22 protein-coding genes are annotated in these 25,785 nt (G+C 72.6%); 6 read left to right on the top strand and 16 right to left on the bottom strand.

The window, feature by feature from the left end; genetic code table 11:
* Positions 1 to 14 precede the first annotated feature (14 nt).
* The 3 genes from ACPPVS_RS10265 to ACPPVS_RS10255 all read right to left on the bottom strand — a co-directional run bounded on the left by ACPPVS_RS10265 (position 15) and on the right by ACPPVS_RS10255 (position 2,564).
* Positions 15 to 1,328 (bottom strand): HRDC domain-containing protein, encoded by a 1,314-nt coding sequence (locus tag ACPPVS_RS10265; RefSeq protein ID WP_426592171.1) that lies wholly within the window; start codon positions 1,326 to 1,328, stop codon positions 15 to 17.
* A 70-nt stretch (positions 1,329 to 1,398) separates the two neighbouring features.
* The gene (locus ACPPVS_RS10260) at positions 1,399 to 1,941 is read right to left on the bottom strand and encodes a response regulator transcription factor (protein WP_426592170.1); all 543 of its coding nucleotides are present in this window, start codon (positions 1,939 to 1,941) and stop codon (positions 1,399 to 1,401) included.
* A gap of 38 nt (positions 1,942 to 1,979) precedes the next feature.
* A complete protein-coding gene (locus ACPPVS_RS10255) occupies positions 1,980 to 2,564 on the bottom strand; it encodes a DUF3000 domain-containing protein (RefSeq protein WP_426592169.1) in 585 nt (194 codons plus the stop codon).
* Between the two features lie 165 nt (positions 2,565 to 2,729).
* Here ACPPVS_RS10255 and gndA point away from each other — a divergent pair, with 165 nt between their 5' ends.
* Entirely contained in the window at positions 2,730 to 4,184 is a 1,455-nt protein-coding gene (gene gndA, locus ACPPVS_RS10250) for an NADP-dependent phosphogluconate dehydrogenase (RefSeq protein WP_426592168.1), read from the top strand.
* The gene (locus tag ACPPVS_RS10245; protein WP_426592167.1) at positions 4,181 to 5,416 is read left to right on the top strand and encodes a hypothetical protein; all 1,236 of its coding nucleotides are present in this window, start codon (positions 4,181 to 4,183) and stop codon (positions 5,414 to 5,416) included. Before gndA ends, ACPPVS_RS10245 begins: the two co-directional genes overlap by 4 nt.
* Before the next feature lie 3 nt (positions 5,417 to 5,419).
* Here the strand turns inward: ACPPVS_RS10245 and ACPPVS_RS10240 are convergent, their stop codons facing one another.
* From ACPPVS_RS10240 to ACPPVS_RS10200, 9 genes are read right to left on the bottom strand one after another with little or no spacing between them, the layout of a single operon-like run.
* Entirely contained in the window at positions 5,420 to 6,010 is a 591-nt protein-coding gene (locus ACPPVS_RS10240) for a DUF664 domain-containing protein (RefSeq protein ID WP_426592166.1), read from the bottom strand.
* 44 nt (positions 6,011 to 6,054) lie between these two features.
* Positions 6,055 to 6,540, bottom strand: coding sequence for a hypothetical protein (locus ACPPVS_RS10235; RefSeq protein WP_426592165.1), 486 nt, complete (start codon positions 6,538 to 6,540; stop codon positions 6,055 to 6,057).
* Positions 6,537 to 7,307 carry a dihydrofolate reductase family protein gene (locus tag ACPPVS_RS10230; RefSeq protein WP_426592164.1) on the bottom strand — a complete coding sequence of 257 codons (771 nt, stop codon included), beginning with the start codon at positions 7,305 to 7,307 and terminating at the stop codon, positions 6,537 to 6,539. The genes ACPPVS_RS10235 and ACPPVS_RS10230 overlap by 4 nt, the downstream gene beginning before the upstream one ends.
* Positions 7,308 to 7,309: 2 nt before the next feature.
* Positions 7,310 to 8,506, bottom strand: coding sequence for a uroporphyrinogen-III C-methyltransferase (gene cobA / locus ACPPVS_RS10225; RefSeq protein ID WP_426592163.1), 1,197 nt, complete (start codon positions 8,504 to 8,506; stop codon positions 7,310 to 7,312).
* Positions 8,503 to 9,945: a sulfate adenylyltransferase subunit 1 gene (locus ACPPVS_RS10220; protein WP_426592162.1), complete on the bottom strand. Its 1,443-nt coding sequence runs from the start codon at positions 9,943 to 9,945 to the stop codon at positions 8,503 to 8,505. The genes cobA and ACPPVS_RS10220 overlap by 4 nt, the downstream gene beginning before the upstream one ends.
* Positions 9,945 to 10,847 (bottom strand): sulfate adenylyltransferase subunit CysD, encoded by a 903-nt coding sequence (gene cysD / locus ACPPVS_RS10215; RefSeq protein WP_426592161.1) that lies wholly within the window; start codon positions 10,845 to 10,847, stop codon positions 9,945 to 9,947. Before cysD ends, ACPPVS_RS10220 begins: the two co-directional genes overlap by 1 nt.
* Positions 10,844 to 11,557 carry a phosphoadenylyl-sulfate reductase gene (locus tag ACPPVS_RS10210; RefSeq protein ID WP_426592160.1) on the bottom strand — a complete coding sequence of 238 codons (714 nt, stop codon included), beginning with the start codon at positions 11,555 to 11,557 and terminating at the stop codon, positions 10,844 to 10,846. Before ACPPVS_RS10210 ends, cysD begins: the two co-directional genes overlap by 4 nt.
* A complete protein-coding gene (locus ACPPVS_RS10205; protein WP_197030011.1) occupies positions 11,554 to 11,712 on the bottom strand; it encodes a hypothetical protein in 159 nt (52 codons plus the stop codon). The genes ACPPVS_RS10210 and ACPPVS_RS10205 overlap by 4 nt, the downstream gene beginning before the upstream one ends.
* A complete protein-coding gene (locus tag ACPPVS_RS10200; protein WP_426592159.1) occupies positions 11,709 to 13,367 on the bottom strand; it encodes a nitrite/sulfite reductase in 1,659 nt (552 codons plus the stop codon). Before ACPPVS_RS10200 ends, ACPPVS_RS10205 begins: the two co-directional genes overlap by 4 nt.
* 345 nt (positions 13,368 to 13,712) lie before the next feature.
* On the opposite strand from ACPPVS_RS10200, the gene zapE reads away from it, so the two are divergent.
* Genes zapE through ACPPVS_RS10185 form a run of 3 tightly spaced genes read left to right on the top strand, consistent with a single transcriptional unit; the run spans position 13,713 to position 15,713 of the window.
* A complete protein-coding gene (zapE, locus tag ACPPVS_RS10195) occupies positions 13,713 to 14,741 on the top strand; it encodes a cell division protein ZapE (protein WP_426592158.1) in 1,029 nt (342 codons plus the stop codon).
* 9 nt (positions 14,742 to 14,750) lie between these two features.
* On the top strand, positions 14,751 to 15,209 hold the full coding sequence (locus ACPPVS_RS10190) for a MarR family winged helix-turn-helix transcriptional regulator (protein ID WP_426592157.1): 459 nt from the start codon (positions 14,751 to 14,753) through the stop codon (positions 15,207 to 15,209).
* Between the two features lie 45 nt (positions 15,210 to 15,254).
* Positions 15,255 to 15,713: a GatB/YqeY domain-containing protein gene (locus ACPPVS_RS10185; protein WP_426592156.1), complete on the top strand. Its 459-nt coding sequence runs from the start codon at positions 15,255 to 15,257 to the stop codon at positions 15,711 to 15,713.
* Between the two features lie 9 nt (positions 15,714 to 15,722).
* On the opposite strand, the gene treZ is transcribed toward ACPPVS_RS10185, so the two are convergent.
* From treZ to glgX, 3 genes are read right to left on the bottom strand one after another with little or no spacing between them, the layout of a single operon-like run.
* Positions 15,723 to 17,480, bottom strand: a complete 1,758-nt coding sequence (treZ, locus tag ACPPVS_RS10180) for a malto-oligosyltrehalose trehalohydrolase (RefSeq protein ID WP_426592155.1) — start codon at positions 17,478 to 17,480, stop codon at positions 15,723 to 15,725.
* Positions 17,481 to 17,482: 2 nt separating this feature from the next.
* The gene (gene treY, locus ACPPVS_RS10175; RefSeq protein ID WP_426592154.1) at positions 17,483 to 19,996 is read right to left on the bottom strand and encodes a malto-oligosyltrehalose synthase; all 2,514 of its coding nucleotides are present in this window, start codon (positions 19,994 to 19,996) and stop codon (positions 17,483 to 17,485) included.
* Positions 19,993 to 22,248, bottom strand: coding sequence for a glycogen debranching protein GlgX (gene glgX, locus ACPPVS_RS10170; RefSeq protein WP_426592153.1), 2,256 nt, complete (start codon positions 22,246 to 22,248; stop codon positions 19,993 to 19,995). Before glgX ends, treY begins: the two co-directional genes overlap by 4 nt.
* Before the next feature lie 130 nt (positions 22,249 to 22,378).
* Here glgX and ACPPVS_RS10165 point away from each other — a divergent pair, with 130 nt between their 5' ends.
* Entirely contained in the window at positions 22,379 to 23,620 is a 1,242-nt protein-coding gene (locus ACPPVS_RS10165; protein ID WP_426592152.1) for an NAD(P)/FAD-dependent oxidoreductase, read from the top strand.
* Here the strand turns inward: ACPPVS_RS10165 and helR are convergent.
* Positions 23,607 to 25,757 (bottom strand): RNA polymerase recycling motor ATPase HelR, encoded by a 2,151-nt coding sequence (helR, locus tag ACPPVS_RS10160; RefSeq protein ID WP_426592151.1) that lies wholly within the window; start codon positions 25,755 to 25,757, stop codon positions 23,607 to 23,609. The genes ACPPVS_RS10165 and helR overlap by 14 nt on opposite strands.
* Positions 25,758 to 25,785: the final 28 nt, after the last annotated feature.

The following is a 25,785-nucleotide window of genomic DNA, read 5'->3' as shown; positions in this document are numbered from 1 at the left end:
AGTAACTTGCCTGGCTAGAGGGTGGCGAACGCGTTCGCGAGGCGCGGCCCGACGAGCTCGACCTGCCACGGACGGGCACCGCCCGCACGCAGGAACGCGCCGATCCCGTCGACGTCGAGCGTGGCCGGCGGGGTCCAGCACAGGCGGCGCAGGAGGTCGGGCTGCAGCAGGTTCTCGGCCGGCACCGACCACTGCGCGGACAGCTCGGCGACGCCCTCGCGAGCCACGGCCAGCCGAGCAGCGGCCGCGGGGTCCTTGTCGGCCCACGCCCGGGGCGGTGGCGGAGCGTCGCTCTTCGGGCCCCGCACCGAGGGCAGGTCGGCGTCCGGCTCCGCCATCGCGCGGTCGATCGCCTGCTGCCAGAGCGCCGCCCGTCGCCGCGTGCCCTTGCCGGCGAACGCGGGCAGCGTCGTCAGCTCGGCGACCGTCCGCGGCAGGGCCTGGGCGGCCGCCACGATCGCGTGGTCGGGCAGGACGCGGCCGGGGGAGATGTCGCGCTGCCGCGCGTTCTGGTCGCGCGTGAGCCACAGCTCGCGGACCACGCCGAGCCGGCGCGAGTCGCGGATCGCGTGCAGACCGGACACGCGACGCCAGGGCTCGATGCGCGGGGGCGGCGGGGGCGCGGTCCGGACGGCCTCGAACTCCTGGGCGGCCCACTCGGCCTTGCCGGCGACCGCCAGCCGCTCGGCCAGGATCTCGCGCAGCTCCACCAGCACCTCGACGTCGAGCGCCGCGTACCGCAGCCACTCCGTGGGCAGCGGGCGCGTCGACCAGTCGACGGCGGAGTGCTCCTTGGCCAGACCGAGCCCGAGCGCGTCGGCGACCACGGCCGCGAGGCCCACGCGTTCCATGCCGAGCAGCCGGGCGCCGAGCTCGGTGTCGAACACGCGACTGGGCAGCAGGCCCTGCTCGGCGAGCCCGGGCAGGTCCTGAGAAGCCGCGTGCAGCACCCACTCGACGCCGACCAGGGCCCGCGACAGGGACGAGAGGTCCGGCACGGCGATCGGGTCGATCAGCGCGGTCCCGGCGCCCTCGCGGCGGAGCTGCACGAGATAGGTGCGCTGGCCGTAGCGGTAGCCGGACGCCCGCTCGGCGTCGACGGCGACCGGACCTGTGCCCGCGCCGAACGCGGCGACGACGACGGCCAGGGCCTCGGGCGTCTCGACCACCGGCGGGATGCCGTCGGCCGGCTCGGTGAGCATGACCACGTCGGGGGTCGCGTCCTGGGTGACGAGGTCCGGCGCGACGGGTTCGGCGACCTCCGCCGGGACGACGGCAGGCGGCTCGGTCTCCCCGGCGGGGAGGTCGGGGGTCGCCTCAGGTCGCATGAGAGCAACCGTAAGCGAAGGGACGGACGCATCCGCGCAGGCCGCGCGGGAGTGCGTCCAGCCGGCCGGGTCAGGACAGGACGCCGCCGCGGATCGAGATGGCCACGAGCTCGGCGCGGTCTCCGGTGCCCAGCTTGCGCGAGATCCGCGCGAGGTGGCTCTTCACGGTGAGCGCGGACAGTCCGAGCTCCTCGCCGATGAGCCGGTTGGTGCGGCCGTCCGCGACGAGCTTCAGCACGCTGACCTCGCGTGCGGTCAGCTCGGGCAGCGGCGGCGGGGCCGCGGCGGGTGCGGCCGCGCGGGCCAGGGTGGGTGCGGTGCTGCTCGCGATCGCACCGCGCAGGCCACCGGCCAGCAGGATGCTCAGCTCCGGGCGGGCGGCCCGACGCGTCAGTACGACGACGCGCGGTGCGCCGCGGCGCCGCAAGTTGCGCACCAGGGCGCCACCGTCGCCGTCGGCCACCTCCGTCACCACGACGCACATCTGCTGCGTCGACGGCGCGGTCGCCGCGGGCGGTGCTGCCACGGCTCCCGGACGGGAGATGGGCACGGTGCGGCGAAGCTCGGGCCCACGTGTCTGGGCCAGGTCTCGTCGCAGCGGCTCGATGCTCACGTGGCTGTCATCGGCAGCCCGACGGGGCTACTTGAGGCTCAGCGACGCGGTCCGAGGGCGACGACGCCGTCAGGCAGCGGTTCCAGACCGGCCGCGGTGCACAGGAGCGTCGCCCACGCCGACAGGTGCGGAGCGAGGTTCTCGTCGACAGCCGTCCACGACGCCCTGATCTCGAGCTCGGTCTGCTCGGAGCGCCTGTCGAGGGCCCCGAAGCTCTGCGACAGCACCCGGGTCACCGTTCCGCCGGCGGCGTGCGGGTCGAGCCCGGAGTCCCGCAGCGAGTCGGTGAACCAGCTCCAGGCGACCTCCGCGAGCAGCGGGTCGGCGCCCACCTCGGCCTCGAGCGTCGCGCGGACCAGCGTGACCAGCCGGAAGTGGCCCTCCCAGGCCTCCTGGCCGGCAGGGTCGAACAGCACGACGAAGCGACCGGACGCCAGCTCGGCAGCGGCGACCGACCGCCGTGCCGTGCGGACCTCGGCCGTGAGCGCGGCGGAGAAGGGAGCGATGCGTGCCGGCCCGGGCACCTCGTCGAGGATGACCTCGGGTCGGACGGTCACCCCGCGCAGCGATCGCAGGGCGCTGACGAACTCGACGGGGACGTCGTCTGGACCAGCGGGTGTCACGGGGTGGAGCGTACGCACGGCGGTGCCGTCTTGCGGTCCGGCACGCCGCTGTGTGGCCCGCCGCTGCGGACTAGGCTTGCGCGCGCACCCAAGCACCCCGGACCCGTCGCCCTCGCGCCCGCCCGCAGGACCGACGCCCCGACGTCTCGAAGGAGCTCTCCCCGAATGGTTGCCTCAGGAACCGCCACCGGAACCGCGCAGATCGGCGTCACGGGGTTGGCGGTGATGGGCCGCAACCTGGCACGCAACTTCGCCCGCAACGGGTACACCGTCGCCATCCACAACCGGTCCTACGCGAAGACGGAGTCGCTGGTCGCGGACCACGGTGACGACGGCGACTTCGTCCCGTCGGAGTCGGTCGAGGACTTCGTCGCCTCCCTGGCCAAGCCCCGCAAGATCATCATCATGGTCAAGGCGGGCGGGCCCACCGACGCGGTGATCGACGAGCTCGTGCCCTACCTCGAGGAGGGCGACATCGTCGTCGACGCCGGCAACGCGCACTTCCCCGACACGATCCGTCGCGAGGCCGCGCTGCGGGAGAAGGGTCTGCACTTCGTCGGCTCCGGCGTGTCCGGCGGTGAGGAGGGCGCGCTCCTCGGCCCGTCGATCATGCCCGGCGGCACCAAGGAGTCCTACGAGTCGCTCGGCCCGATCCTGGAGAAGATCTCGGCGAAGGTCGACGGCGTGCCGTGCTGCACGTACATCGGCCCTGACGGTGCCGGCCACTTCGTCAAGATGGTGCACAACGGCATCGAGTACGCCGACATGCAGCTGATCGCGGAGGCGTACGACCTTCTGCGCCAGGGGCTGGGTGCCTCCGCGGCCGAGATCGGCCAGATCTTCGCCGAGTGGAACACCGGCGACCTGGAGTCGTTCCTCATCGAGATCACGGCCGACGTCCTCGCTCACGTGGACGCCGAGACGGGCAGCGCGTTCGTCGACATCGTGCTGGACCAGGCCGAGCAGAAGGGCACGGGCCGCTGGACCGTGCAGAACGCGCTCGACCTCGGGGTGCCGATCACCGGGATCGCCGAGGCGACGTTCGCGCGCGCCCTGTCGGGATCGGTCCCGCAGCGGACTGCCGGCGCGGCCGCCCTGCCCGCGGACGCCACGCCCTGGGAGATCACGGACCGCGACGCGTTCATCGAGGACGTCCGGCTCGCCCTGTACGCGTCGAAGGTGGTCGCCTACTCGCAGGGCTTCGACCAGATCGCCGCCGCGTCCGCCGAGTTCGGCTGGGACGTCGACCGCGGCGCGATGGCCCGCATCTGGCGGGGCGGCTGCATCATCCGCGCCCGCTTCCTCAACCGCATCACCGAGGCGTACGAGCGCGACGCGCACCTGCCGCTGCTGCTCGCCGACGAGTACTTCACCGGCGCGGTCGGCAACGGCCTGTCGGCCTGGCGCCGGGTCGTCTCGGGTGCCGCGCTGCACGGCGTGCCGACGCCCGCGTTCTCGTCGTCGCTCGCCTACTACGACGGGGTGCGGGCGGAGCGTCTGCCCGCCGCGCTGATCCAGGCGCAGCGCGACTTCTTCGGTGCGCACACCTACCGGCGCACGGACAAGGACGGCACCTTCCACACGCAGTGGACCGGCGACCGCAGCGAGCAGCCCGCGTGAGCGAGTCGCTCCCGCTGCAGCCCGTCATCCTCGGCGCCGACATCGGCGTGTACGCCATGGCCCGCTCGTTCCACGAGGCCTACGGCGTCACGTCGGTGGTGGTGGCCGGGGCCGCGCTCGGGCCGGTGGCCCACTCGCGGATCGTCCGGCACGAGATCGTCGCCGACGGGCACGACCCCCGGCAGCTGGTCGACCGGTTGTTGGAGGTCGCGCTCGGGATGCCCGGCAAGCGGCTGCTCCTCATGGCCAACTCGGACTGGCTGGTCCGCGTGGTCGTGCAGCACCGGGTCGAGCTGGAGGAGCACTACGTCGTGCCGTTCCTGTCCGAGGACCTGCTCGACCGGATCTCGGACAAGGCCACGTTCGCGGAGATCTGCACGGACCTCGGCATCTCGGTGCCGCGGACGATCGTGCAGGACTTCGGCGGCCCGGAGTGGACCGCGGAACCGGTCGACCTCGACTACCCGCTGATCGCCAAGGCGGCCAGCAGCGCCGACTACCAGGACGTCGAGTTCGAGGGCAAGAAGAAGGTCTTCGAGATCGCGACGCCGGACGAGCTGTCGTGGCTCTGGCAGGCGCTGCGGGCGGCCGGGTTCCGGGGGCGGTTCGTGGTGCAGGAGCTGGTGCCCGGCGACGACACGCAGATGCGGTCGATCACCGCCTACGTGGACACGCGCGGCGAGATCACGCTCCTGTGCTCGGCGCACGTGCTCCTCGAGGAGCACACGCCCTCCGGCCTCGGCAACCCGGCCGCGATGATCACCACGCGCGACGACGCGATGCTCGACCAGGCGCGCATGTTCCTGGCGTCGACCGGCTACCGGGGGTTCGCCAACTTCGACGTCAAGGTGGACCCCCGCACGGGTGCGTTCCGGTTCTTCGAGGTCAACCCGCGCATCGGGCGGAACAACTACTACGTCACCGCGGCCGGGGCGAACCCGATGCGGTTCGTCGTGGAGGACCACGTCGACGGCGTCGCCGTGGAGCCCGTCGTCGTCGACCGGGAGATCCTCTACTCGATCCTGCCGCACCGCCTCCTGCTCCGGTACGTCAAGGACCCGGCGCTCAACGCCCGGGTGCGGCGCCTGGTCCGCGCCAAGGCCGTCGCCCACCCGCTGCGGTACGCGCGCGACCTGTCGCCGCGTCGTCGCCTGTACGTCGCGATGGCGCTGGTCAACCAGGTGCGCAAGTTCCGGCGCTACTACCCCGAGGTCACGTCGACGGGCTTCTGAGCCTCACCACTCGCGGATCCAGCCGAGCGGGGCGCCGGACTGCGGGCGCCAGTCGGGCGGCGGGTCCTCGCCGACGCGCCCGTCGACCACCTCGCGCAACAGGTCCGCGTGTCCCGTGTGCCGGCCGTACTCCTCGACGAGGTCGAACAGCAGCCGGCGCAGGTTGGCATGGTTGCCCGCGTCGTCGCCGTCGCGCACCTCCTGGTCGAGGCCGCCGGCGGCGAGCGCGCGGTCGAGCCGGTCGCGCGACCGGCCGACCGCCTCGTCCCACGCCGCGTACAGCTGCTCCGGGGTGTCGTCGACGGCGGACAGGATCTCCGTGTCGTTCTCGCCCCACGTCTCGGGGTGCCAGATCCCCTCACCCGGGTGCTGCCCGGCGAGCTTCCACGAGAACGTCGTGTCCTCGACGGCGGCCAGGTGCTTGAGCAGCCCGCCCAGCGTGAGCGCGGACACCCCGACGTGCTGGTCGAGGCCGGTGCTGTCGAGGCCGTCGGCCTTCCAGCGGAACGTCGTCCGGAGCCGGTCGAGGGCGCCGACGAGGTGGTCGAGCTCGTTGCTCGCGAGCGGTGGTTCCCAGGGGACGGTTTTCGTCATGCGACGACCCTAGGGACGGTTCCGGACGATTGCCGTCCGGATTGTCAGCCGAGCTCGCTGGTGCCCGAGTAGAGGTGCAGGACCGGGACCTGGAGCTCCTCGCGCGCGCGGGAGGCCCAGTCGCGGTGGAACGTGTCCTCGACCGCGTGCGGATAGGTGACGACGGCGATCTCGATGACGTCCCCGTCGGCGACGGCGCTCTTCAGCGCGGGCAGCGGGTCGTCGTCGACGACCGCACCCGTGACCGTGCGGCCCGCGGCCTCGAAGGCGGCGATCGAGCGGGCGAGCTGCTCGTCGGCGGTCGCCTTGGCCTCCGGCTGCGACGGTTCCTTGCCCCGGGCGCGGTCCCACGCCTCACGCAGCTCGCCGAGGCTGAGGTTGTCGATGATCGTCGAGACGAGCGGGCGGTCGGTGTCCGCCGGGACGAGGACGCGGTACGCGTACGTCTCGTCGGCGTGCAGCGCGATGAGCTTGTCGACGTCGGAGCTGGAGAGCGTGTCCTCCGTGAGGACGATGATCGTGTCGGTCACGCGCCGAGCCTAGTCACCCGCCAGCGGCCGAGCAGCACACCGTCCGCGTGGAGCAGGTGCAAGGGCTCGACCGAGCGGGCGGGGGAGAGCCACGACGCCTGGTTGAGGATGCGGCCCGCGGGCCCGCCGACGAGCTGCGGGGTCCACGTGAGACACACCTCGTCGAGGACGTCGGCGTCGACAAGCCGCGCCAGAAGGGACGGCCCACCCTCGGCGAGCACCCGGCGCAGGCCTCGTTCGGCGAGCGCCGCGACCGCGGCCCGGGGGTCGACCCGGTGCGCGTCGCCCGTCACCAGCACGCGGTCCGGGCCGATGCGGTCACGCAGGCCACCGAGCGCGGGATTGTCCGCGACCGTCACCACCAGCGGCGGGCGCGCGCCGTCCAGCAGCGCGTCAGGCAGGTCGCCGGAGGTCGAGACCACCGCCAGCTCGAGGTCGGCGGGAAGGCCGAGGGCGGACCGCGCGTCGCGCAGGTCGGAGGGGACGTCGAGTGCCGTGTAGCCCTCGGCGCGCACCGTGCCGGCGCCGACGAGGACGACCTCCGCGAGCGCACGCAGCACCCGGAACACGCGGAAGTCGGCTGCGTTGTTGATCGATCCCGACACGCCGTTCGCGCCCGTCGCGGAACCGTCGACGGTGCTCACCATGTTGGCCCGCACCACGGGTCCGGCGCCGAAGAGGGCGATCAGCTCGGGTTCTCCCGGCAGCGGTTCCAGGCGCGCGCGACCGATCGGCAGCAGGACGTCCAGGGCAGGCAGGTCGGACATGCTCAGACCGTAGGGCCGAGCACGTCCGCGAGCGCGGCGACGTCGCCGACGACGACGACCGCCGGGTTGCCGACGCCGCGTTCACGGGCCAGCGCGTCGATGTCCGCGAGCGTGCCGACGGTCGTCCGCTGCGTCGGCAGGGTGCCGCGCTCGATGATCGCCACGGGCGTGCCCGGATCCTTGCCGTGCGCGAGCAGCTCTCGGGTGTGCGAGCCGAGCTGGGCGACGCCCATCAGCAGGACGAGCGTGCCCTCCAGGCGGGCCAGCGTGGCCCAGTCGGGGGCGGTGTCGTGCGCGGACAGGATGGTCAGCTGGCGGGCCAGGCCGCGGTGCGTGACGGGGATGCCCGCAGCGGCCGGAACGGCGAGCGCGCTGGTCACCCCCGGGACCACCTCGACGGGCACGCCGGCCGCGATGCAGGCCAGGACCTCCTCGCCGCCGCGACCCAGGACGAACGGGTCGCCGCCCTTGAGACGCACGACGCGGTGGCCGGCCTGCGCCCGCTCGACGAGCACGGCGTTGATCTCGGCCTGTGTCAGCGTGTGCGCGTGCGGCGACTTGCCGGCCTCGATGACCTCGACCGACGGGTCGAGCTCCGCCAGCAGCGCGCGAGGAGCGAGCCGGTCGACGACCACGACGTCGGCCTCGGCGAGCGCCCGCCTGCCGCGGGTGGTGATGAGGCCCGGGTCACCGGGTCCGCCACCGACCAGGACGACGCTGCCCGTCCCGGGACGGTGCCGACGCAGGGGGAGGCCGCCGGTGTCGAGCAGGAGCGCGATCGCGTCGCGCAGCGCGGTCGCCCGACGGGGGTCGCCGCCCGCACCGATCGCCACGGTGACGTCGCCGGAGCGGGCGACCGCGGGGGTCCATGCGGTCGACGCGGCTGCGTCGTCGGCCCGGACGCACCACAGGTGCGCCGCCTCGGCGTCGGCGGCGACGGCGTCGTCGACCGATCGGTCGCCGGTCGCCGTGTGCACGAGCCACGCCCCGTCGAGATCCGTGGCCAGGTAGTCGCGCTGGCGCCAGGTCACCCGGTCGAGCAGCTCGACCAGGTCCTCGCAGATCGCGGGTGCGACGACCAGGACGTCGGCTCCGTCCTCCACGAGCCGCGAGGTCCGGCGTGCGGCGACCGGGCCGCCGCCGACCACGACGACGCGGCGACCCGCGAGGTCGAGGAGCAGCGGGTGGCGACCGGTCATATCCCGGCGCCCGCCAGCCAGTCCGCGTCCGTGCCGGCGTCGGTGCTCTCGGTCGGTGTCAGCCGGTCGAGCAGGGTCGCGCCGATCATGCCGGCCGCCAGGGTGGTGCCGTCGGCCGGGTCGACGAGCAGGAACCCGCCCGTCCGCCGGTGCGTGGCGTAGTCGTCGAGCACGACCGGGTCGGCGAGCCGGATCTTGACGCGGCCGATCGCGTTGAGCGACAGGGCACGGGGCGGGATGTCGGAGGACGTGTCGGTGGCGTCGACCGCGTGCAGGGTGTCGATGCCGTCCCAGCGGTCGACCGTGAGCGTGTCCACGTCCAGACGGGCGTTGACCTCGCGCAGCAGCCCACGCACGGTGCGGGTCCCGATCCGGACGAGCAGGCGCGCGCCCAGGACGCTGCGCTTCTCCGCCAGCCAGCAGACCGTGCCCTCCAGGTCGGACCCGACGGCGACCGTCGAGCCCGTGGGCACGAGGACGTCACCGCGGGCCACGTCGACGTCGTCAGCGAGCCGAAGCGTCACCGACTGCGGCGCGTGGGCCTCCGGCAGCGGCCCGTCGAAGGTGTCGATGCCGACGACGACGCTCGTCTTGCCCGACGGCAGCACCGTGACCTCGTCGCCGACCGTCACGACCCCGGAGGCGACCCGGCCCGCGTACCCGCGGTAGTCGGGGTGCTCCGGCGTGCGTGGCCGGATGACCACCTGCACGGGGAACCGGAACGCCTCGGACTGCGCGTCCCGGCCGACCTCGACGCCCTCGAGGTGCTCGAGCAGCGTCGGCCCGTCGTACCAGGGCGTGCGGGTGGAGCGGTCCACGACGTTGTCCCCGGCCAGCGCCGACAGCGGAACCGCGACGACGTCGCCGATGCCGAGCCCTGCGGCGTACGCCGTGAACTCGTCGGCGATGGCGCGGAAGGTGGGCTCGTCGAAGTCGACGAGGTCCATCTTGTTCACGGCGAGCACGACGTGCGGGACGCGCAGCAGTGCGGTGATCGTCGCGTGCCGACGCGTCTGCTCGAGCACACCCTTGCGGGCGTCGACGAGCACGATCGCGAGCTCGGCGGTCGAGGCGCCGGTGACCATGTTGCGCGTGTACTGGACGTGCCCGGGGGTGTCGGCCAGCACGAACGCGCGCGTCGCGGTCGAGAAGTAGCGGTACGCCACGTCGATCGTGATGCCCTGCTCGCGCTCGGCCCGCAGACCGTCGGTGAGCAGTGCCAGGTCGACCTGACCGCCACCGCGCGCGGCGGTCGCGGCCTCGACGGCGCTGAGCTGGTCGGCGAGCACCGACTTCGTGTCGTACAGCAGACGGCCGATCAGCGTGCTCTTGCCGTCGTCGACGGATCCGGCCGTGGCCAGGCGCAGGAGGTCCCGCGTCGCGTGCTCGGTCGGTTGCACGTTCACAGACGCCGCTGCCTCCACATCAACCGCCCCCATCAGAAGTACCCCTCGCGCTTGCGGTCTTCCATCGCTGCCTCGGACGCGCGGTCGTCGGCGCGAGTGGCGCCGCGCTCGGTCAGCCGGCTGGCGGCGACCTCGGCGATGACCTCGGGGACCGTCGACGCGTACGACTCGACGGCGCCGGTGCAGCTCATGTCCCCGACCGTGCGGTAGCGCACCGTGCGGACCTCGAGCGTCTCGGACGGCTTGGGGCCGCCCCACTCGCCGGGCGCGATCCACATGCCGTCGCGCAGGAAGACCTCGCGGTCGTGCGTGTAGTAGATGGACGGCAGCTCGATGTTCTCGCGCTCGATGTAGCGCCAGACGTCGAGCTCGGTCCAGTTGGACAGCGGGAAGACGCGCACGTGCTCGCCCAGCTTGTGCCGGCCGTTGTACAGGTCCCACAGCTCCGGACGCTGCCGGCGCGGGTCCCACTGGCCGAACTCGTCGCGCAGGGAGAACACGCGCTCCTTGGCGCGGGCCTTCTCCTCGTCGCGACGGCCGCCGCCGAACACCGCGTCGAACTTGTTCGCGATGATGCCGTCGAGCAGCGGGACGGTCTGGAGCGCGTTGCGCGAGCCGTCGGCACGCTCGGCCACGCGGCCGTCGTCGATCGCGTCCTGGACGCTGGCCACCACGAGCCGGAGCCCGTGCTGCTCGACCACGCGGTCGCGGTACTCGATGACCTCGGGGAAGTTGTGCCCGGTGTCGACGTGCATGAGCGTGAACGGCACGGCCGACGGCCAGAACGCCTTGCGCGCCAGGTGCAGCATGACGATCGAGTCCTTGCCGCCGCTGAACAGCAGCACCGGTCGCTCGAACTCGCCCGCCACCTCACGCATGATGTGGATGCCCTCGGACTCCAGGGCGTCCAGCTGGGTCAACGTCTGTGTGCTCATTCGTGCAACCCGCACTCGATCTTGCCCGTGCCGGACCACCGGCCCGCACGTGCGTCCTCACCGGGCGCCACCGCGCGCGTGCACGGGGCGCAGCCGATCGACGTGTAGCCGGACTGGCGCAGCGGGTTGAGCACCACGTGGTTCTCCTCCACGTAGGCGTCGACCTGTGCCTGCGTCCAGGCGGCCAGGGGGTTGAGCTTGACCTTGTCGCGCTTGGCGTCCCAGCCGACCACCGTGATGTCGGTCCGGGTCGGGGCGTCCTCGCGGCGCATCCCGGTGACCCACGCGGCGTACGGCGCGAGCCCCCGCTCGAGCGGCTCGACCTTGCGCATCGCGCAGCACTGGTTCGGGTCGCGGTCGTGCAGCTTCTCTCCGTACTCCGCGTCCTGCTCCGCGACCGTGCGCAGCGGCAGGATCGTGAGCAGCTTGATGTCGGTGAAGTCGGCGTAGTAGTCCCGCGTGCCGATCGTCTCCGCGAAGTGGTAGCCGGTGTCGAGGAAGATCACGTTGACGCCCGGCGCGGCCTTGGCGGCCATGTGCACGAGGATCTCGTCGCCCATCGACGACGCGACAACGAGGTCGTCGCCGAACGTCCGGGCGGCCCACGCGATGATCTCCTCGGGGTGCGCGCCCTCGAGGTCACGGCCGGCCTGCTCGGCCAGCTCCTTCAACGATGCAGTGTCCAGAGCGGCGTTCACGGGCTGGTTCATGCGCGGCTCACCAGCCCGACGAACTTGAGCGCGAACGCGCGCGTGCACGAGCGGCACTCCCACTGACCGTGGGTCTCGCCGGCGGGCCAGAGGTCCTCGCTGGCGCAGAAGGGGCAGTAGTACGGCACCGCCCGCTCGCCCGATGTCCCGCTCATCGCAGATCCTCCTCGTCCGCTCGCTGCACCCACTGGGCGAACAGCTCGCCCTCGGTGCGCTGCTCGTCGAACTTCGTCGCGACGCGCTCGACGTAGTCCGGCAGGTCCTCAGCGGGAACGCGCAGGCCGCGCAGGGTCTTCCCGAGACCGCTCGTCAGCCCCAGGCCGCCACCCAGGTGGACCTGGTAGCCGTCCTCGCCGTTCGCCAGCGCGCCCTTGAGGCCGATGTCGGCCGTCTGGATGCGCGCGCACGAGTTGGGGCAGCCGTTGAGGTTGATCGTGATCGGCTGGTCGAACGTGGGCAGCCGGTTCTCCAGCTCGCCGATCAGGTGCGTCGCGCGCGCCTTGGTCTCGACGATCGCGAGCTTGCAGAACTCGATGCCGGTGCACGCCATGGTGCCGCGGCGGAACTGGGAGGCCTTGCGGACCGCGAGGCCGAGCTCGTCGAGCGCGTCGACGAGGGCGTCGACCTTGGCGGGTGCGACGTCGAGCACGACGATCTTCTGCTCGACGGTCAGCCGGATGCGGTCGGACCCGGCGGTCTCGACGAGGTCGCCGAGCCGGTGCAGCAGGTCACCGGAGATCCGACCCACGGTCGGTGCGACGCCCACGTAGAAGTTGCCGTCCTTCTGCGGGTGCACACCCACGTGGTCGCGGTTGCCCGTGGGCGGCGGCGGAGGCTCCGGACCGTCCTCGAGCGCGTAGCCGAGGTACTCACCCTCCAGCACCTGACGGAAGACCTCGGGTCCCCAGTCGGCGACGAGGAACTTCAGGCGGGCGCGCGTGCGCAGCCGCCGGTAGCCGTAGTCGCGGAAGATGCTCACGACGCCGACCCAGACGTCGGGGATCTGCTCGAGCGTGACGAACGCCCCGAGGCGCACGCCGAGCTTCGGGTTGGTGGACAGGCCGCCGCCGACCCAGAGGTCGAAGCCCGGGCCGAGCTCGGGGTGCACGACGCCGACGAAGGCGACGTCGTTGATCTCGTGCGCGACGTCGTGGTGCGGGGAGCCGCTGATGGCCGTCTTGAACTTGCGCGGCAGGTTGGAGAACCGCGGGTCGCCGATGTAGTTGTCGACGATCGCGCGGACCGCGGGCGTGCCGTCGATGATCTCGTCGGCGGCGACTCCGGCCACGGGGGACCCGAGGACGACGCGCGGGCAGTCGCCGCACGCCTCCTGGGTGCTCAGCCCGACGGCCTCGAGCCGGCGCCAGATCTCCGGGACGTCCTCGATGCGGATCCAGTGCAGCTGGATGTTCTGCCGGTCGGTGACGTCCGCCGTGCCGCGGCCGAACTCGACCGAGATGTCGGCGATCGTGCGCAGCTGCTGGAGGCTCAGCGCGCCGCCGTCGCAGCGGACGCGGAGCATGAAGAACTCGTCGTCCAGCTCGTGCGGCTCGAGCGTGGCGGTCTTGCCGCCGTCGATGCCGGGCTTGCGCTGCGTGTAGAGGCCCCACCAGCGCATGCGTCCACGCAGGTCCTCGGGCGCGATGCTCGCGAAGCCCTCGCGGGAGTAGACGTCCTCGATCCGCGCGCGGACGTTCAGGGCGTCGTCCTGCTGCTTGAACAGCTCGTTGCCGTTCAGGGGCTCTTTCTGGTCGAACGCCCACTGGCCCTCGGGGCGAGCCGCGGGCGGGGCGATCCTGGTCTGCGCCATAGGGCGCTACCTCCGGATGAACATGGACGTGCGTCTGCACCCAGCGCTCGGGGGAGCGGCGATCGGACACAGACCGCGCGCCCGAGGGGGGACGTGGGCGGGGTCAGTTGCTCCGCGGACAGCAGCAGCGCATGCGCAGGGCCGCGGCGGTGCAGCTGCACCGACAGGCGGACGTCCCGGACATGATCACCCCAAGAGGATGACGGACGAGCGGCGTCTCCGGGAGAGCCGTTCCGATATCTGAGATGCTTCTATCGAAATATGGACACCCGCCCGACTTGGCGCTAAATGCAGTCTCGTTTGGTCGGGATTAGTGGACCGGTCGGCGCGACGTAGGCTCGCGTCGTGCCCGTCCCTCAGTCCCGCGCCGTCGACGCACCCCCGGCGGCCCTCGCCGACCGACGGCCGCACGTGCCGACCGACCGGCTGCTGGCCGAGCTGGTCCCGCCGCGACACTTCGCCGACGAGTCCTTCGCCACGTACCGCCCCGACCCTGCGCACCCCTCCCAGCAGGAGGCCGTCGCTCGCCTCATGGAGGTCGCGACGCAGATTCGCGACGGGTCCGGACGGCGCTGGCGCAGGAAGGCGGCCGCGCCGGCCGTCTACCTGGACGGCGGGTTCGGGGTCGGCAAGACGCACCTGCTCACGTCGCTGGCGCGGGCGGTCGGGGACGCGGCCTACGGCACGTTCGTCGAGTACACGAACCTCGTCGGCGCGCTCGGGTTCCTGCCGACGGTCGAGGCGCTCGCTACCCGCCGGCTGGTCTGCATCGACGAGTTCGAGCTGGACGACCCGGGCGACACCGTCCTCATGTCCCGGCTGCTGCGCGAGCTGGCGGACCGCGGCGTCGCCCTCGCCGCCACGTCGAACACGCTTCCCGACGCGCTGGGCGAGGGCCGGTTCGCCGCCGACGACTTCCTGCGCGAGATCCAGGCCCTGGCCGCCCGGTTCGAGGTCCTGCGCGTGGACGGCGACGACTATCGCCACCGCTCGCTGGTCACCGACGCCTCGGGTCTGCGCGACGCGGACGTCCGCGCGGCGGCCGGTCGACCGGGTGCCACCCTCGACGACTTCGACGCCCTGCTCGCGCACCTGGCGACGGTCCATCCGTCCCGGTACGGAGCCCTGCTCGACGGCGTCACGCTCGTGGCGCTGACCGGCGTCGGACCCGTGCCCACCCAGGACGTCGCGCTGCGGCTCGTCGTGCTCGTCGACCGCCTGTACGACCGCGACGTGCCCGTGCTGCTGGGCGGATCGGGGGAGCACGACCTGTTCTCCGCCGACATGCTCGCCGGCGGGTACCGCAAGAAGTACTACCGGGCTCTGTCGCGCCTGGGGTCGTTGGCGGCTGACGGCGCGACGCTCGTCAAGTAGGTTGACGACATGACGGATCCGGACGAGGTCGTCCTGCCCGCGCTGCTGCGTGCCGCCCGCGGCGCCTACAGCCACCTGATCCACGACCGGCTCGTCGCCGGCGGGTTCGACGACATCCCGCGCAACGGCCCTTTCGTGCTCGGCGGGCTGGTCAACCACGGTGGCAGCGTCACCGGGCTCACGCGCGAGCTGGGCGTGACCAAGCAGGCGGCCAGCCAGCTGGTCGACACGCTCGTGGTCCGCGGCTACCTGGAGCGCGTGCCAGACCCGCAGGACGGCCGGCGCATGAGCGTGCAGCCCACGTCACGCGGCCGGTCGGCGGCGTCCGCGGTGCGTGCCGGCGTGGCGGAGGTCGACGGCCGGCTCGCGGACCGGCTGTCCGCCGACGAGCTGCGGGGCCTGCGCGCCGGGCTCGTCGCCCTGTGCGACATCCGCGAGGAGTGGGAGGACCGTGCGCGCGGCGGCTGAGGATTCTCGCTGCGCGACCGCTGCCGGACGCGGGACGATGGGCGCATGAGCACCGACACCCTCGCCCGGCTGACCGCTGACCTCACCACCGCGATGAAGGCGCGCGACACCGACCGCACGAGCATCCTGCGGCAGGTCATCGGCGCGGTGCGGGCCGAGGAGAAGGCCGGGCCCGTGGCTCGGGAGCTCACGGACGACGAGGTGCTCAAGGTGCTCGCCCGCGAGGTCAAGAAGCGTCGCGAGAGCGCGCAGATCTACGCCGACGCGGGCGCGCCGGAGCGGGCGTCGGTGGAGACGCGCGAGGCCGACGACATCGAGACGTACCTGCCGACCCAGCTCTCTGACGACGAGCTGGCGGCCCTGGTCCGGGACGTGATCGCGTCGGTGGGCGCCACCAGCATCCGCGACATGGGCGGCGTCATGAAGGAGGCGACGGCCCGCGTGGGCACCGCCGCCGACGGCAAGAAGCTCTCCGCCCTGGTCAGGTCCGCGCTGGCGGGCTGACGTCAGCTCTCAGGAAGCTCTGGCGAGCACGACGACCGACCGCGGTGGCACCTGGACGAGCGTGCCGGCGGAGCCGGTCTCGATCGAGGCCGAGCTCCAGGCCGCCACCGGCACCAGAGGTTCGTCCGCGGGGATCGCGAGCTCCTCGTCGGACAGGTTGATGACCACCCGGGCCGAGCCGCGGTGCAGGACCAACCAACCGTCCAGGGGGCCGCCACCCCAGGTCAGGTCGGTCGCGCGCAGGTCGCCCGAGCCGAGGTCGGGGACCGTCCGGCGCAGCCCGATCAGCGTCCGGTACCACGCGAGCATCCGGGCGTGCCCCGGGTCGGCGAGCTCGGCGCGGTCCAGGGTGCTGGCTCGGAAGGTGGCCAGGGCCTGCGGGTCGGGCACCTCGACGTCGCCGCCGTAGAGCTCCGCCCATCCGTGGCCGCCGAACTCGCGTCTGCGGCCCTCGCGCACCGCGGCCGCCAACGCCGGGTCGGTGTAGGACGTGAAGAACTGGAAGGGCGTGCGGGTACCCCACTCCTCACCCATGAAGAGCATCGGCGTGAACGGCGACAGGATCAGCAGGGCCGCGGACGCGGCGAGCACCACGGGAGGGTGCTGGGCCGACGGGCGGTCGCCGGTCGCGCGGTTGCCCACCTGGTCGTGCGTCTGCACGCTGACGACGAACCGGTGGCCGTCCGTGTCGGGGGGGACCGGTCGCCCCCAGGTCGCGCCGCGGAACGTGGACCACGAGCCGTCGTGCACGAACACGCCGGTCAGGGCCTTGCGCAGGGTGGCCGGGGTGCCGAAATCGACGTAGTAGCCGTGCCGTTCGCCCGTGAGCAGGGCGTGGATCGCATGGTGCACGTCGTCGGCCCACTGGGCCGTCATGCCCCAGCCGCCGTCGGCGGTCGGCGTGACCGAGACGGTGTCGTTCAGATCGGTCTCGGCCACCAAGGAGAGCGGCCTGCCGACGGTCGAGGAGAGGGCGGCGACGCGGTTGGACAGCTGGGTGAGCAGGTGCACGGGACGGTCGTCGGCGAGGGCGTGCACGGCGTCCAGGCGCAGCGCGTCGACGTGGAAGTCGGCGAACCAGCGCAGCGCGCTCGCGATGATCCAGCGGCGGACCTCGTCGGAACCCGGCTGGTCGAGGTTGATGGCCGCGCCCCACGGCGTCACGTGCGCGTCGGTCCAGTACGGTCCGAACTCGCCGACGTAGGCACCGGCCGGTCCGAGGTGGTTGTAGACGACGTCGAGGCAGACGCCCAGGCCCAAGCCGTGCGCGGTGTCGACGAAGCGTTGCAGGGCGGCCGGGCCGCCGTACGCCTCGTGCACCGCGTAGAGGCCGACGCCGTCGTACCCCCAGCCGCGGTCGCCGTCGAACGGCGCGACCGGCATGAGCTCGACCAGGTCGACGCCCAGGGCGACCAGGGCCGGTAGCTCGGCCGCGGCGGACTCGAGGGTTCCACCCGGGGTGAACGCGCCGACGTGCAGCTCGTACAGGACGGCGCCGCGGACGTCGACGCCCACCCAGGAGTCGTCGGACCACTCGTGCTCCGCGGTGTCGAAGACGCGGCTCGGGCCGTGCACGCCGGCCGGCTGCCACGCGCTGCGCGGGTCGGGACGAGGCGGGCCGCCGTCGAGGGAGAACGCGTAGTCCGTCCCGCCGGGCAGGTCCCGGTCGGTCTCCCACCAGGCGTCCGCGCGCTGCATCGGCACGCGCTCGGCGCCGAGCACGAGGTCCACCCGGGACGCGTTCGGCGCCCAGACGCGAGGCAGCATCCTCAGCCCTGCGCCCGCACGAGGAGCGCGACGGGGAGGCGGTCCAGGAGGTCGGCGACCTCGACCACGCCGCCCCGGCTCACCGGGCGTTCGGTCAGCACCTCGAACCAGTCGCCGTCGGGCAGGGCGACCGTGTGGTCGGCCCAGCCGCCCAGCCTGTCGACGGCCGCGGCGAGACGGGTCGCGACCACGGCGACCTGCGGAACACCGTCCACCGTCCGGGCATAGGTCAGCGAGTGGCCCGACGAGTGCGCCAACGGCAGGAACCCCGCGGTCGCCCCGACGAACGCCTCGGGCAGGTCGTGTCGCAGGCGCAGGGCGCGCGACGTGACGAGCAGCTTCTCGTCGGCGAGGTCGCGGGGGCCCGCGCCGTCGTCGAGCCGGACCAGGCGCGCCGCCAGGGGAGCGACGTCGACGCTGCGTCGGTTGTCGGGGTCGACCAGCACCGGGTCGGGCACCTCGGTGCCCTGGTAGACGTCGGCGACGCCGGGCAGCGTCAGCTGGACGAGCTTGGTGCCCAGCGTCACCGCGCGGACCGCCGCACGCGTGCGCAGCTCCCAGTCGCCGAAGAGCGCCTGCACGGCCGGGTCGACCAGGGCCTGCCGGGCCGCGTCGAGGACGGCCCGTTCGTACGCCTCGTCGGGCGCGGTCCAGGTGGTGCGCGACTTGGCCTCGCGGATCGCCTTGGTCAGGTACTCGACCAGTCGGTCCTGGGAGATCGGCCCGGCGTCGGTCCAGGTGCCCGCCAGGGTCTGCCAGAGCAGGTACTCGGTCCGGCCGTCGAGCAACGCGCTGCGGTACGGGGCGGAGGCCGCGCGCAGCTCGTCGACGAGGGTCGACCACTCGCGGGGCAGCTCGCTCAGCACGCCGAGGCGGGACCGCGTGTCCTCGCCGCGCTTCGTGTCGTGCGTCGACAGCGTCGTCATGCCGAGCGGCGACGACACCTGCATCTCGGCGGCCCAGGCGGACAGGTCGGTGGGCGTGAGGGCGAACTGCTCGGGGTTCCCGCCCACCTCGCAGAGGGCGACGAGGTGGGTCCAGCGGTAGAAAGCGGTGTCCTCGACCCCCTTGGCCATCACCGCGCCGCAGGTCTGCTGGAACCGGACGATCAGCTCGTCGCGCCGTGCGCCGCGCGTCTGGCCGGCACTGCCCACCTCCCGACCCAGGAGCAGGTCGAGCAGGACGTCCATGGTCTCGGCGCGCTCGGGCGACAGCTGCCGTCGGGCGTGCTCGGCGGCGACCTGCAGGACCTCCAGCGACTCGGGGTGCACGGACTGGCCGGGCACGACATAGGCGCGGTAGCGGTCGAACGCCACGAGCAGCTCGACCAGGCAGTCCTCCAGCGCGCGCCAGGTGTGGTCGCGCAGGCGCAGGTCCTCGTGGCAGATGCCCGCCGCGAGCGACGTCAGCCGGTGCACCTCGGCGTACAACGGCCCGTCGACGATCTCCCGCTTGGCGTTCTCCGCGATAACCGGAAACGCATCGGGCGTGTCGCCGGTCAGCCGGTGCATGACTCCGCCGAGCACGGCCGCACCGCCCGGGTCGACGAACGTCTGCTGGATCCGCCACAGAGCCTCGTAGCCGGTGCTGCCCGCGGTCTCCCAGTCGGGCGGCAGCCTCTCGTCGCCCTCAAGGATCTTCTCGACGACCACCCAGGCGCCGCCGCTCTTCTCGCGCAGCCGCGCGAGGTACCCCGCGGGGTCCGCCAGACCGTCGGGGTGGTCGATCCGCAGGCCGTCGACGACGCCGTCGGCGAGCAGTCCCAGTACCAGGCGGTGGGTGGCGTCGAAGACGTCCGGGTCCTCGACCCGCACGGCGAGCAGCGTGCCCACGTCGAAGAACCGCCGGTAGTTGAGCTCCTCGTCGGCCACCCGCCAGTACGCGAGCCGGTAGTGCTGACGCTCGACCAGCTCCGCGAGCGAGAGGTTCTCGGTGCCCGGCCGGACGGGAAAGACGTGGTCGTGGTAGCGCAGCACGGTGCGCACGCCCTCACCGGGGATCTCCACCTCGTCGAGCCGCAGCTCGTCGCGGCCGAGCACGGCGCCGATGCGGTCGCCCAGCACGGGCATGAGGACGGCCCCGTCGCCCGCGGACCAGTCGACGTCGAACCACTCGGCGTACGGGGAGTCGGGGCCCTCGGCGAGCACCGACCAGAGCGCCCGGTTGTGCCACACGGGCGTCGGCACGGCCATGTGGTTGGGGACGATGTCCAGCACCAGCCCGAGCCCCGCCGCGTGTGCCACCTCGGCCAGGCGCCGCAGCGCCGGCAGCCCGCCCAGCTCGGGGGCGACGGCGTCATGGTCGACCACGTCGTAGCCGTGCGTCGAGCCGGGTGCCGCCTGCAAGATCGGGGACAGATACAGGTGTGTCACGCCGAGCGAGGCGAGGTAGGGCACCCGTTCGGCGACGTCCGCGAACCTGAGGTCGGTGCCCAGCTGCACCCTGTACGTCGAGACGGGCACCGGCCTGCCCGGCGTCGGGAGACGACGGCTGGGGGTCGGCCGCTGATCGGTCATGCGGTGCTGCGCGGCCGCGTCGTGCGCCGTCTCGGCTTGTCGTCGGTGCCGGCCGCAGAGGCACTGCGGCCCTTGACCTGCTTGGCCGCCTCCCGCGCGGCCTCCGCCGCCGCGCCGATCCCGGAGGCCGAGACGGTGGGTCGCAGGGGAGCGCGGGTGAGCACGACCACCGACTTCTGCGCCAGCTTCAGGTCCTTGCCCGACTCGACGGTGGTGCCGGACTCGACCTGGGAGTCGGTGTCGAACACGGCGGTCCACGTCTGGCCGTACGCGGGCTCCGGGATGGTGAAGATCGCGGTGTCCGGCTGGCCGTTGAAGAGCACGAGGAAGCTGTCGTCGACGATGTCCTGACCTCGTTCGTCGGGCTCGGCGATCGCGTCGCCGTTGAGGAACACCATCACGGCACGCGCCTGGTCGGCGCCCCACGCCTCGTCACGCATGTGGTGCCCGTCGGGCGCCAGCCACGCGATGTCGAGCAGGTCCGACTCTCCGCCATGCTCCGCGGAGCCGGCGAAGAACCGTCGACGCCGGAACACCGGGTGGTCCTGGCGCAGCCGGACGACGCGACGAGTGAACTCCAGGAGCTCGTTCTGCGCTTCGTCCAGGTCCCAGTCGATCCACGAGATCGGGCCGTCCTGGCAGTAGACGTTGTTGTTGCCGCGCTGCGTCCGACCGAGCTCGTCACCGTGCGCGAGCATCGGGATGCCCTGCGACAGCAGCAGGGTGGCGATGAAGTTGCGGCGCTGCCGGGCCCGCAGTGCGAGGACACCCTTGTTCTTCGTCGGTCCCTCGACGCCGCAGTTCCACGAGCGGTTGTGGCTCTCGCCGTCGTTGTTGTGCTCGCCGTTGGCCTCGTTGCGCTTCTCGTTGTACGAGACCAGGTCGTTCAGCGTGAACCCGTCGTGCGCGGTGACGAAGTTGACGCTCGCGATGGGTCGACGCCCGGTGTGCTCGTACAGGTCGGACGAGCCCGACAGGCGGCTCGCGAACTCGCCGAGGGTCGACGGCTCGCCGCGCCAGAAGTCGCGGACGGTGTCGCGATACTTGCCGTTCCACTCCGACCACAGCGGCGGGAAGCCGCCCACCTGGTAGCCGCCCTCGCCGATGTCCCACGGCTCCGCGATGAGCTTGACCTGCGAGATCACCGGGTCCTGGTGGACCAGGTCGAAGAACGCCGACAGCCGGTCGACCTCGTGGAACTGGCGCGCGAGGGTGGCCGCCAGGTCGAACCGGAAGCCGTCGACGTGCATCTCGCTGACCCAGTAGCGCAGCGAGTCCATGATGAGCTGGAGCACGTGCGGCGACCGCATGAGGAGCGAGTTGCCGGTGCCCGTCGTGTCGAAGTAGTGCGCCTGGTCGTCGTCGACGAGCCGGTAGTAGTTCGCGTTGTCGATGCCGCGAAAGCTCAGCGTGGGACCCAGGTGGTTGCCCTCGGCGGTGTGGTTGTAGACCACGTCGAGGATCACCTCGATGTCCGCCTGGTGCAGGGCCTTGACCATGGACTTGAACTCCTGCACCTGCTGCCCGGACGCGGCGAACGCCGAGTAGCCGTTGTGCGGGGCGAAGAACCCGACCGTGTTGTAGCCCCAGTAGTTGGACAGCCCCTTCTCGACGAGCGACGGGTCGTTGACGAACTGGTGCACCGGCATCAGCTCGACCGCCGTCACGCCCAGCGAGGTCAGGTGCTCGATGACGGCAGGGTGCGCCAGGCCCGAGTAGGTGCCGCGCAGCTCCTCGGGGACGGCCGGGTGCTGCATCGTCAGCCCGCGCACGTGCGCCTCGTAGATCACCGACTCGTGGTACTCGTGCTGCGGCGGGCGGTCGTTGCCCCAGTCGAAGTAGGGGCTGATGACGACGGACGCCATCGTGTGCTCCGCGGAGTCGTCGTCGTTTCGCTCGTCGGGTGCGTCGAACCGGTAGGAGTACAGCGACGGGTCGCCGTCGATCTGCCCGTCGATCGCCTTGGCGTACGGGTCGAGCAGGAGCTTGTTCGGGTTGCACCGGTCGCCGTCGTCGGGGTCGTACGGGCCGTGCACCCGGAAGCCGTACCGCTGACCGGGGGAGATGGCCGGCAGGTAGCCGTGCCAGACGAACGCGTCGACCTCGGTCAGGTCCCCACGACGTTCGGTGCCGTCCGCATCGATCAGGCAGAGCTCGACGCGCTCGGCCACCTCGGAGAACAGGGCGAAGTTCGTCCCGGTCCCGTCGTAGGTGGCGCCCAGGGGGTAGGGGCGACCCGGCCACATCTGCATGCGCTCCACAGTGCCAGGCCGTCGGGTTTCTGGCGCGTGGTGCACAGCCGAGGCACGGGTGGACTTCACCACATCACCGGCCATTGCGGATATCGCCCCGACCTGGTGCGCTGTGCGTCGGAGGTCCGAGATGAGTGGTCAGGTCGTGGTGGTCGGCGGTGGTCTCGCCGGGGCGAAGACGGTCGAGGCGTTGCGCTCCGACGGGTACGACGGGCGCGTCGTGCTGTTCGGGGCCGAGACGGAACGCCCCTACGAGCGCCCGCCGCTGTCCAAGGGCTATCTCCAGGGCTCCGACGAGCGCGACGGCGCCTTCGTGCACCCGCCCGACTGGTACGCGGCGCACGACGTCGACCTGCGGCTCGGGGTCACGGTGACGGCGCTCGACCTGGCGGCGCGCGATGTCGTCGACGGCTCGGGTACGCGCACAGGCTGGGACCACCTCGTCCTGGCGACGGGGTCGGAGCCGCGGCGCCTCGACGTGCGCGGAGCGGAGCTGTCGGGCGTCGTCGCCCTGCGGACGCTCGACGACTCCGACCGGTTGCGCGCCGAGCTCGCGCCCGGTCGACGCGTCGTGGTCGTCGGCGGCGGCTGGATCGGGTTGGAGGTCGCCGCCGCGGCGCGTGCCGCAGGCTGCGAGGTCACCGTGCTGGTCCGCGACCCGCTGCCGCTGCTGAGCGTCCTCGGTCCCGAGCTGGCCGAGACGTTCGCCGACCTGCACCGGTCGAACGGCGTCGACCTGCGGGTCCGGGCCGAGGTCGGGGCGATCGTGGCGGCCGGCGACGGCACCACCGTCGGGGCGGTCGAGCTCGCCGACGGCACGCTCGTGGACGCCGACCTGGTGGTCGTCGGGATCGGCGCGGCCCCCCGGGTCGGCCTGGCGCGGGGCGCCGGCCTGCACGTCGAGGACGGCGTCGTCGTCGACGCGCACCTGCGCTCGTCGCACCCGCACGTGCTCGCCGTCGGAGACATCGCGCGGGCCCATCACCCGTTCCTGGGCACGCACGTGCGGGTCGAGCACTGGGCCACCGCGCTGAACCAGCCGGACACGGCGGCGGCGACGATCCTCGGCCGGGACGAGCCGTACGACAAGCTGCCGTACTTCTTCTCCGACCAGTTCGACCTCGGCATGGAGTACGTCGGGTGGGTGGGACCGCACGGTTACGACCGCGTCGTGGTCCGCGGCGACCTCGTCGGCCGCGAGTGCGTCGCGTTCTGGTTGCGCGAGGGCCGGGTGCTCGCCGGGATGAACGTCAACGTCTGGGACGTCGTCGACGACGTCCAGGCCCTCATCCGGTCGCGGGACGTGGTCGACGTCGCCCGCCTCGCGGACCCGGACGTGCCGCTCGGCGAGGTCGCCGTCACCGGCTCGTGAGGATGACGAGCTGCTGCGTCGCGCGGGTCATCGCGACGTAACGGTCGACGGCACCCTCGATGCCGTCGCCGAACGCCTCGGGGTCGACCAGGACGACGAGGTCGAACTCGAGGCCCTTCGCGAGCTCGGGGCTCAGGGAGCGGACGCGCGGGGTGGCGACGAACGACGGGTCGCCGATGACGCAGGCGACACCCTCCGGATGGCCCGCGAGCCAGGTCTCCAGGACGCCGCTCAGCTCGGTCGCGGACCCGTGCGCGACGCGGACGCCGGAGCTGCGGACCGACGTCGGCACGTTGGCGTCGGGCAGCTGGTGGCGGATGACGGGCTCGGCCTCGTCCATGACCTCCTGCGGCGTGCGGTAGTTGATGCTCAACGACGCCAGCGCGATCTGGTCGACGCCGATGCGTTCCAGCCGCTCGTGCCAGGTCTCGGTGAACCCGTGCCGGGCCTGGGCGCGGTCCCCGACGATCGTGAAGCTGCGGGACGGGCACCGGCTGAGCAGCATCTGCCACTGCGCGTCGGTCAGCTCCTGTGCCTCGTCCACGACGACGTGCGCGAACGGGCCCGCGAGCTCGTCCGGATCCGGTGCCTGCAGCGCGGACGGGTCGGCCAGGGCGTCGCGCAGGTCCTGCCCGCGCAGCATGGACATGATCTGCAGCTCCGAGTCGTCCGTCGCGATCAGGTCGTCGACGATCTGTGTCATGTACTCGCGCTCGGCGGCGAGAGTCGCCTCCTGCTGCTGCCTGCGTCGCGACGCCTGCGCGTCGCCGAGCCGCCGGCGCGCAGCGTCGAGCAGCGGCAGGTCGTCGACGGTCCACGCCTGCGCATCCGCCCGCTGCAGAGCGCGCACCTCGTCGGGCTCCAGCCACGGGGCGCAGAGCCGCAGGTAGGCGGGGACGGACCACAGGTCGCCGACGAGGTCCGTCGCCTCGAGCATCGGCCACGCGCGGTCCAGCGCCCGGGCGAGCGGCCGGTTGCCCAGGAGCGCCCTGCGCACCGCGTCGGGCGGCAGGTCGTCGTCCACCTTGTCCGTCAGGATCGCGACGAGCGCCTCGTGGATCTGCTCGCGCGCATCGTTGTGGGGTGTGCCCGGCTCGGGTGCGTCGAAGGCCTGGGTCCAGTCGGCGGCGCTCACCCACAGGTCCGCCCACTCGGTCTCGACCTCGAGGCGCTCGGTGGGCGGCCGTTCGGAGAACCGGACGGCCGGCTCGACGGCCGCCACCATCGCCGCCGACGACTTGAGGCGGCTCACCTCCGGATCGTGCTCGATCCGTGCCGTCGGTCCCTCCGGCACGAGGTCGCGCAGGGTGCACGTCCGGACTCCCTCCTCGCCGAGGCTCGGCAGGACGTCGGCGACGTAGGCCAGGTACGGCTCGTGCGGGCCGACGAACAGCACGCCTCCCCGGCGGTGACCCAGGCGTGGGTCGGAGTAGAGCAGGTACGCCGTCCGGTGCAGGGCGACGACCGTCTTGCCAGTTCCGGGTCCGCCGTCGACCACGAGGGCGCCGCGCGACCCGGCGCGGATGATCGCGTCCTGATCGGCGGCGATCGTGCCGAGCACGTCGCGCATCCGGTCCGAGCGGTCGGCGCCGAGACTGGCGACGAAGGCGGACTGGTCGTCGAGCGCGGCGTTGCCCGCCAGCCCCTCGGCCGTGAACACCTCGTCCCAGTAGTCGCCGACGCGGCCGCGAGTCCAGCGGTACCGGCGCCGGCTCACCAGGCCCATCGGGTCCGCGTGCGTGGCACCGAAGAACGGCTCGGCGGCGGGGGAGCGCCAGTCGAGGAGCAGGCGGCGGCCCGTGCTGTCGGTCAGCCCCAGCCGCCCGATGTAGACGGGCCCGTCGGAGCCGACGATCCGGCCGAGGCACAGGTCCAGCCCGAAGCGCCGCAGGGTGCGAAGGCGAGCGGTCAGCCGGTGGACCTCCTGGTCGCGCTCCAGCGCCTGCGTGCCGGTGCGGCCGGGTGCTCGACGTTCCGCGTCGAGACGGTCGGACAGGTCGGCGATCGTGATCTCGAGGCATTCCGCGATCGCCGTGAAGTGCAGCTCGTCATGCGCGATCAGCGCGGGGTTCGCCTTGGTGGCGAGTCGGTCGGGCAGGTCGAAGGCGCTGGTCCGCTGTGCGTCGGTCGGTGTCACGGCTGGCGATTCTCCGCGCCCCGGGGGG

This window comes from Cellulomonas sp. McL0617 (assembly GCF_049994875.1).
In the GTDB taxonomy this organism is placed as follows: Bacteria; Actinomycetota; Actinomycetes; order Actinomycetales; family Cellulomonadaceae; genus Cellulomonas.
This window is presented reverse-complemented; position numbering and strand designations above follow the sequence as displayed.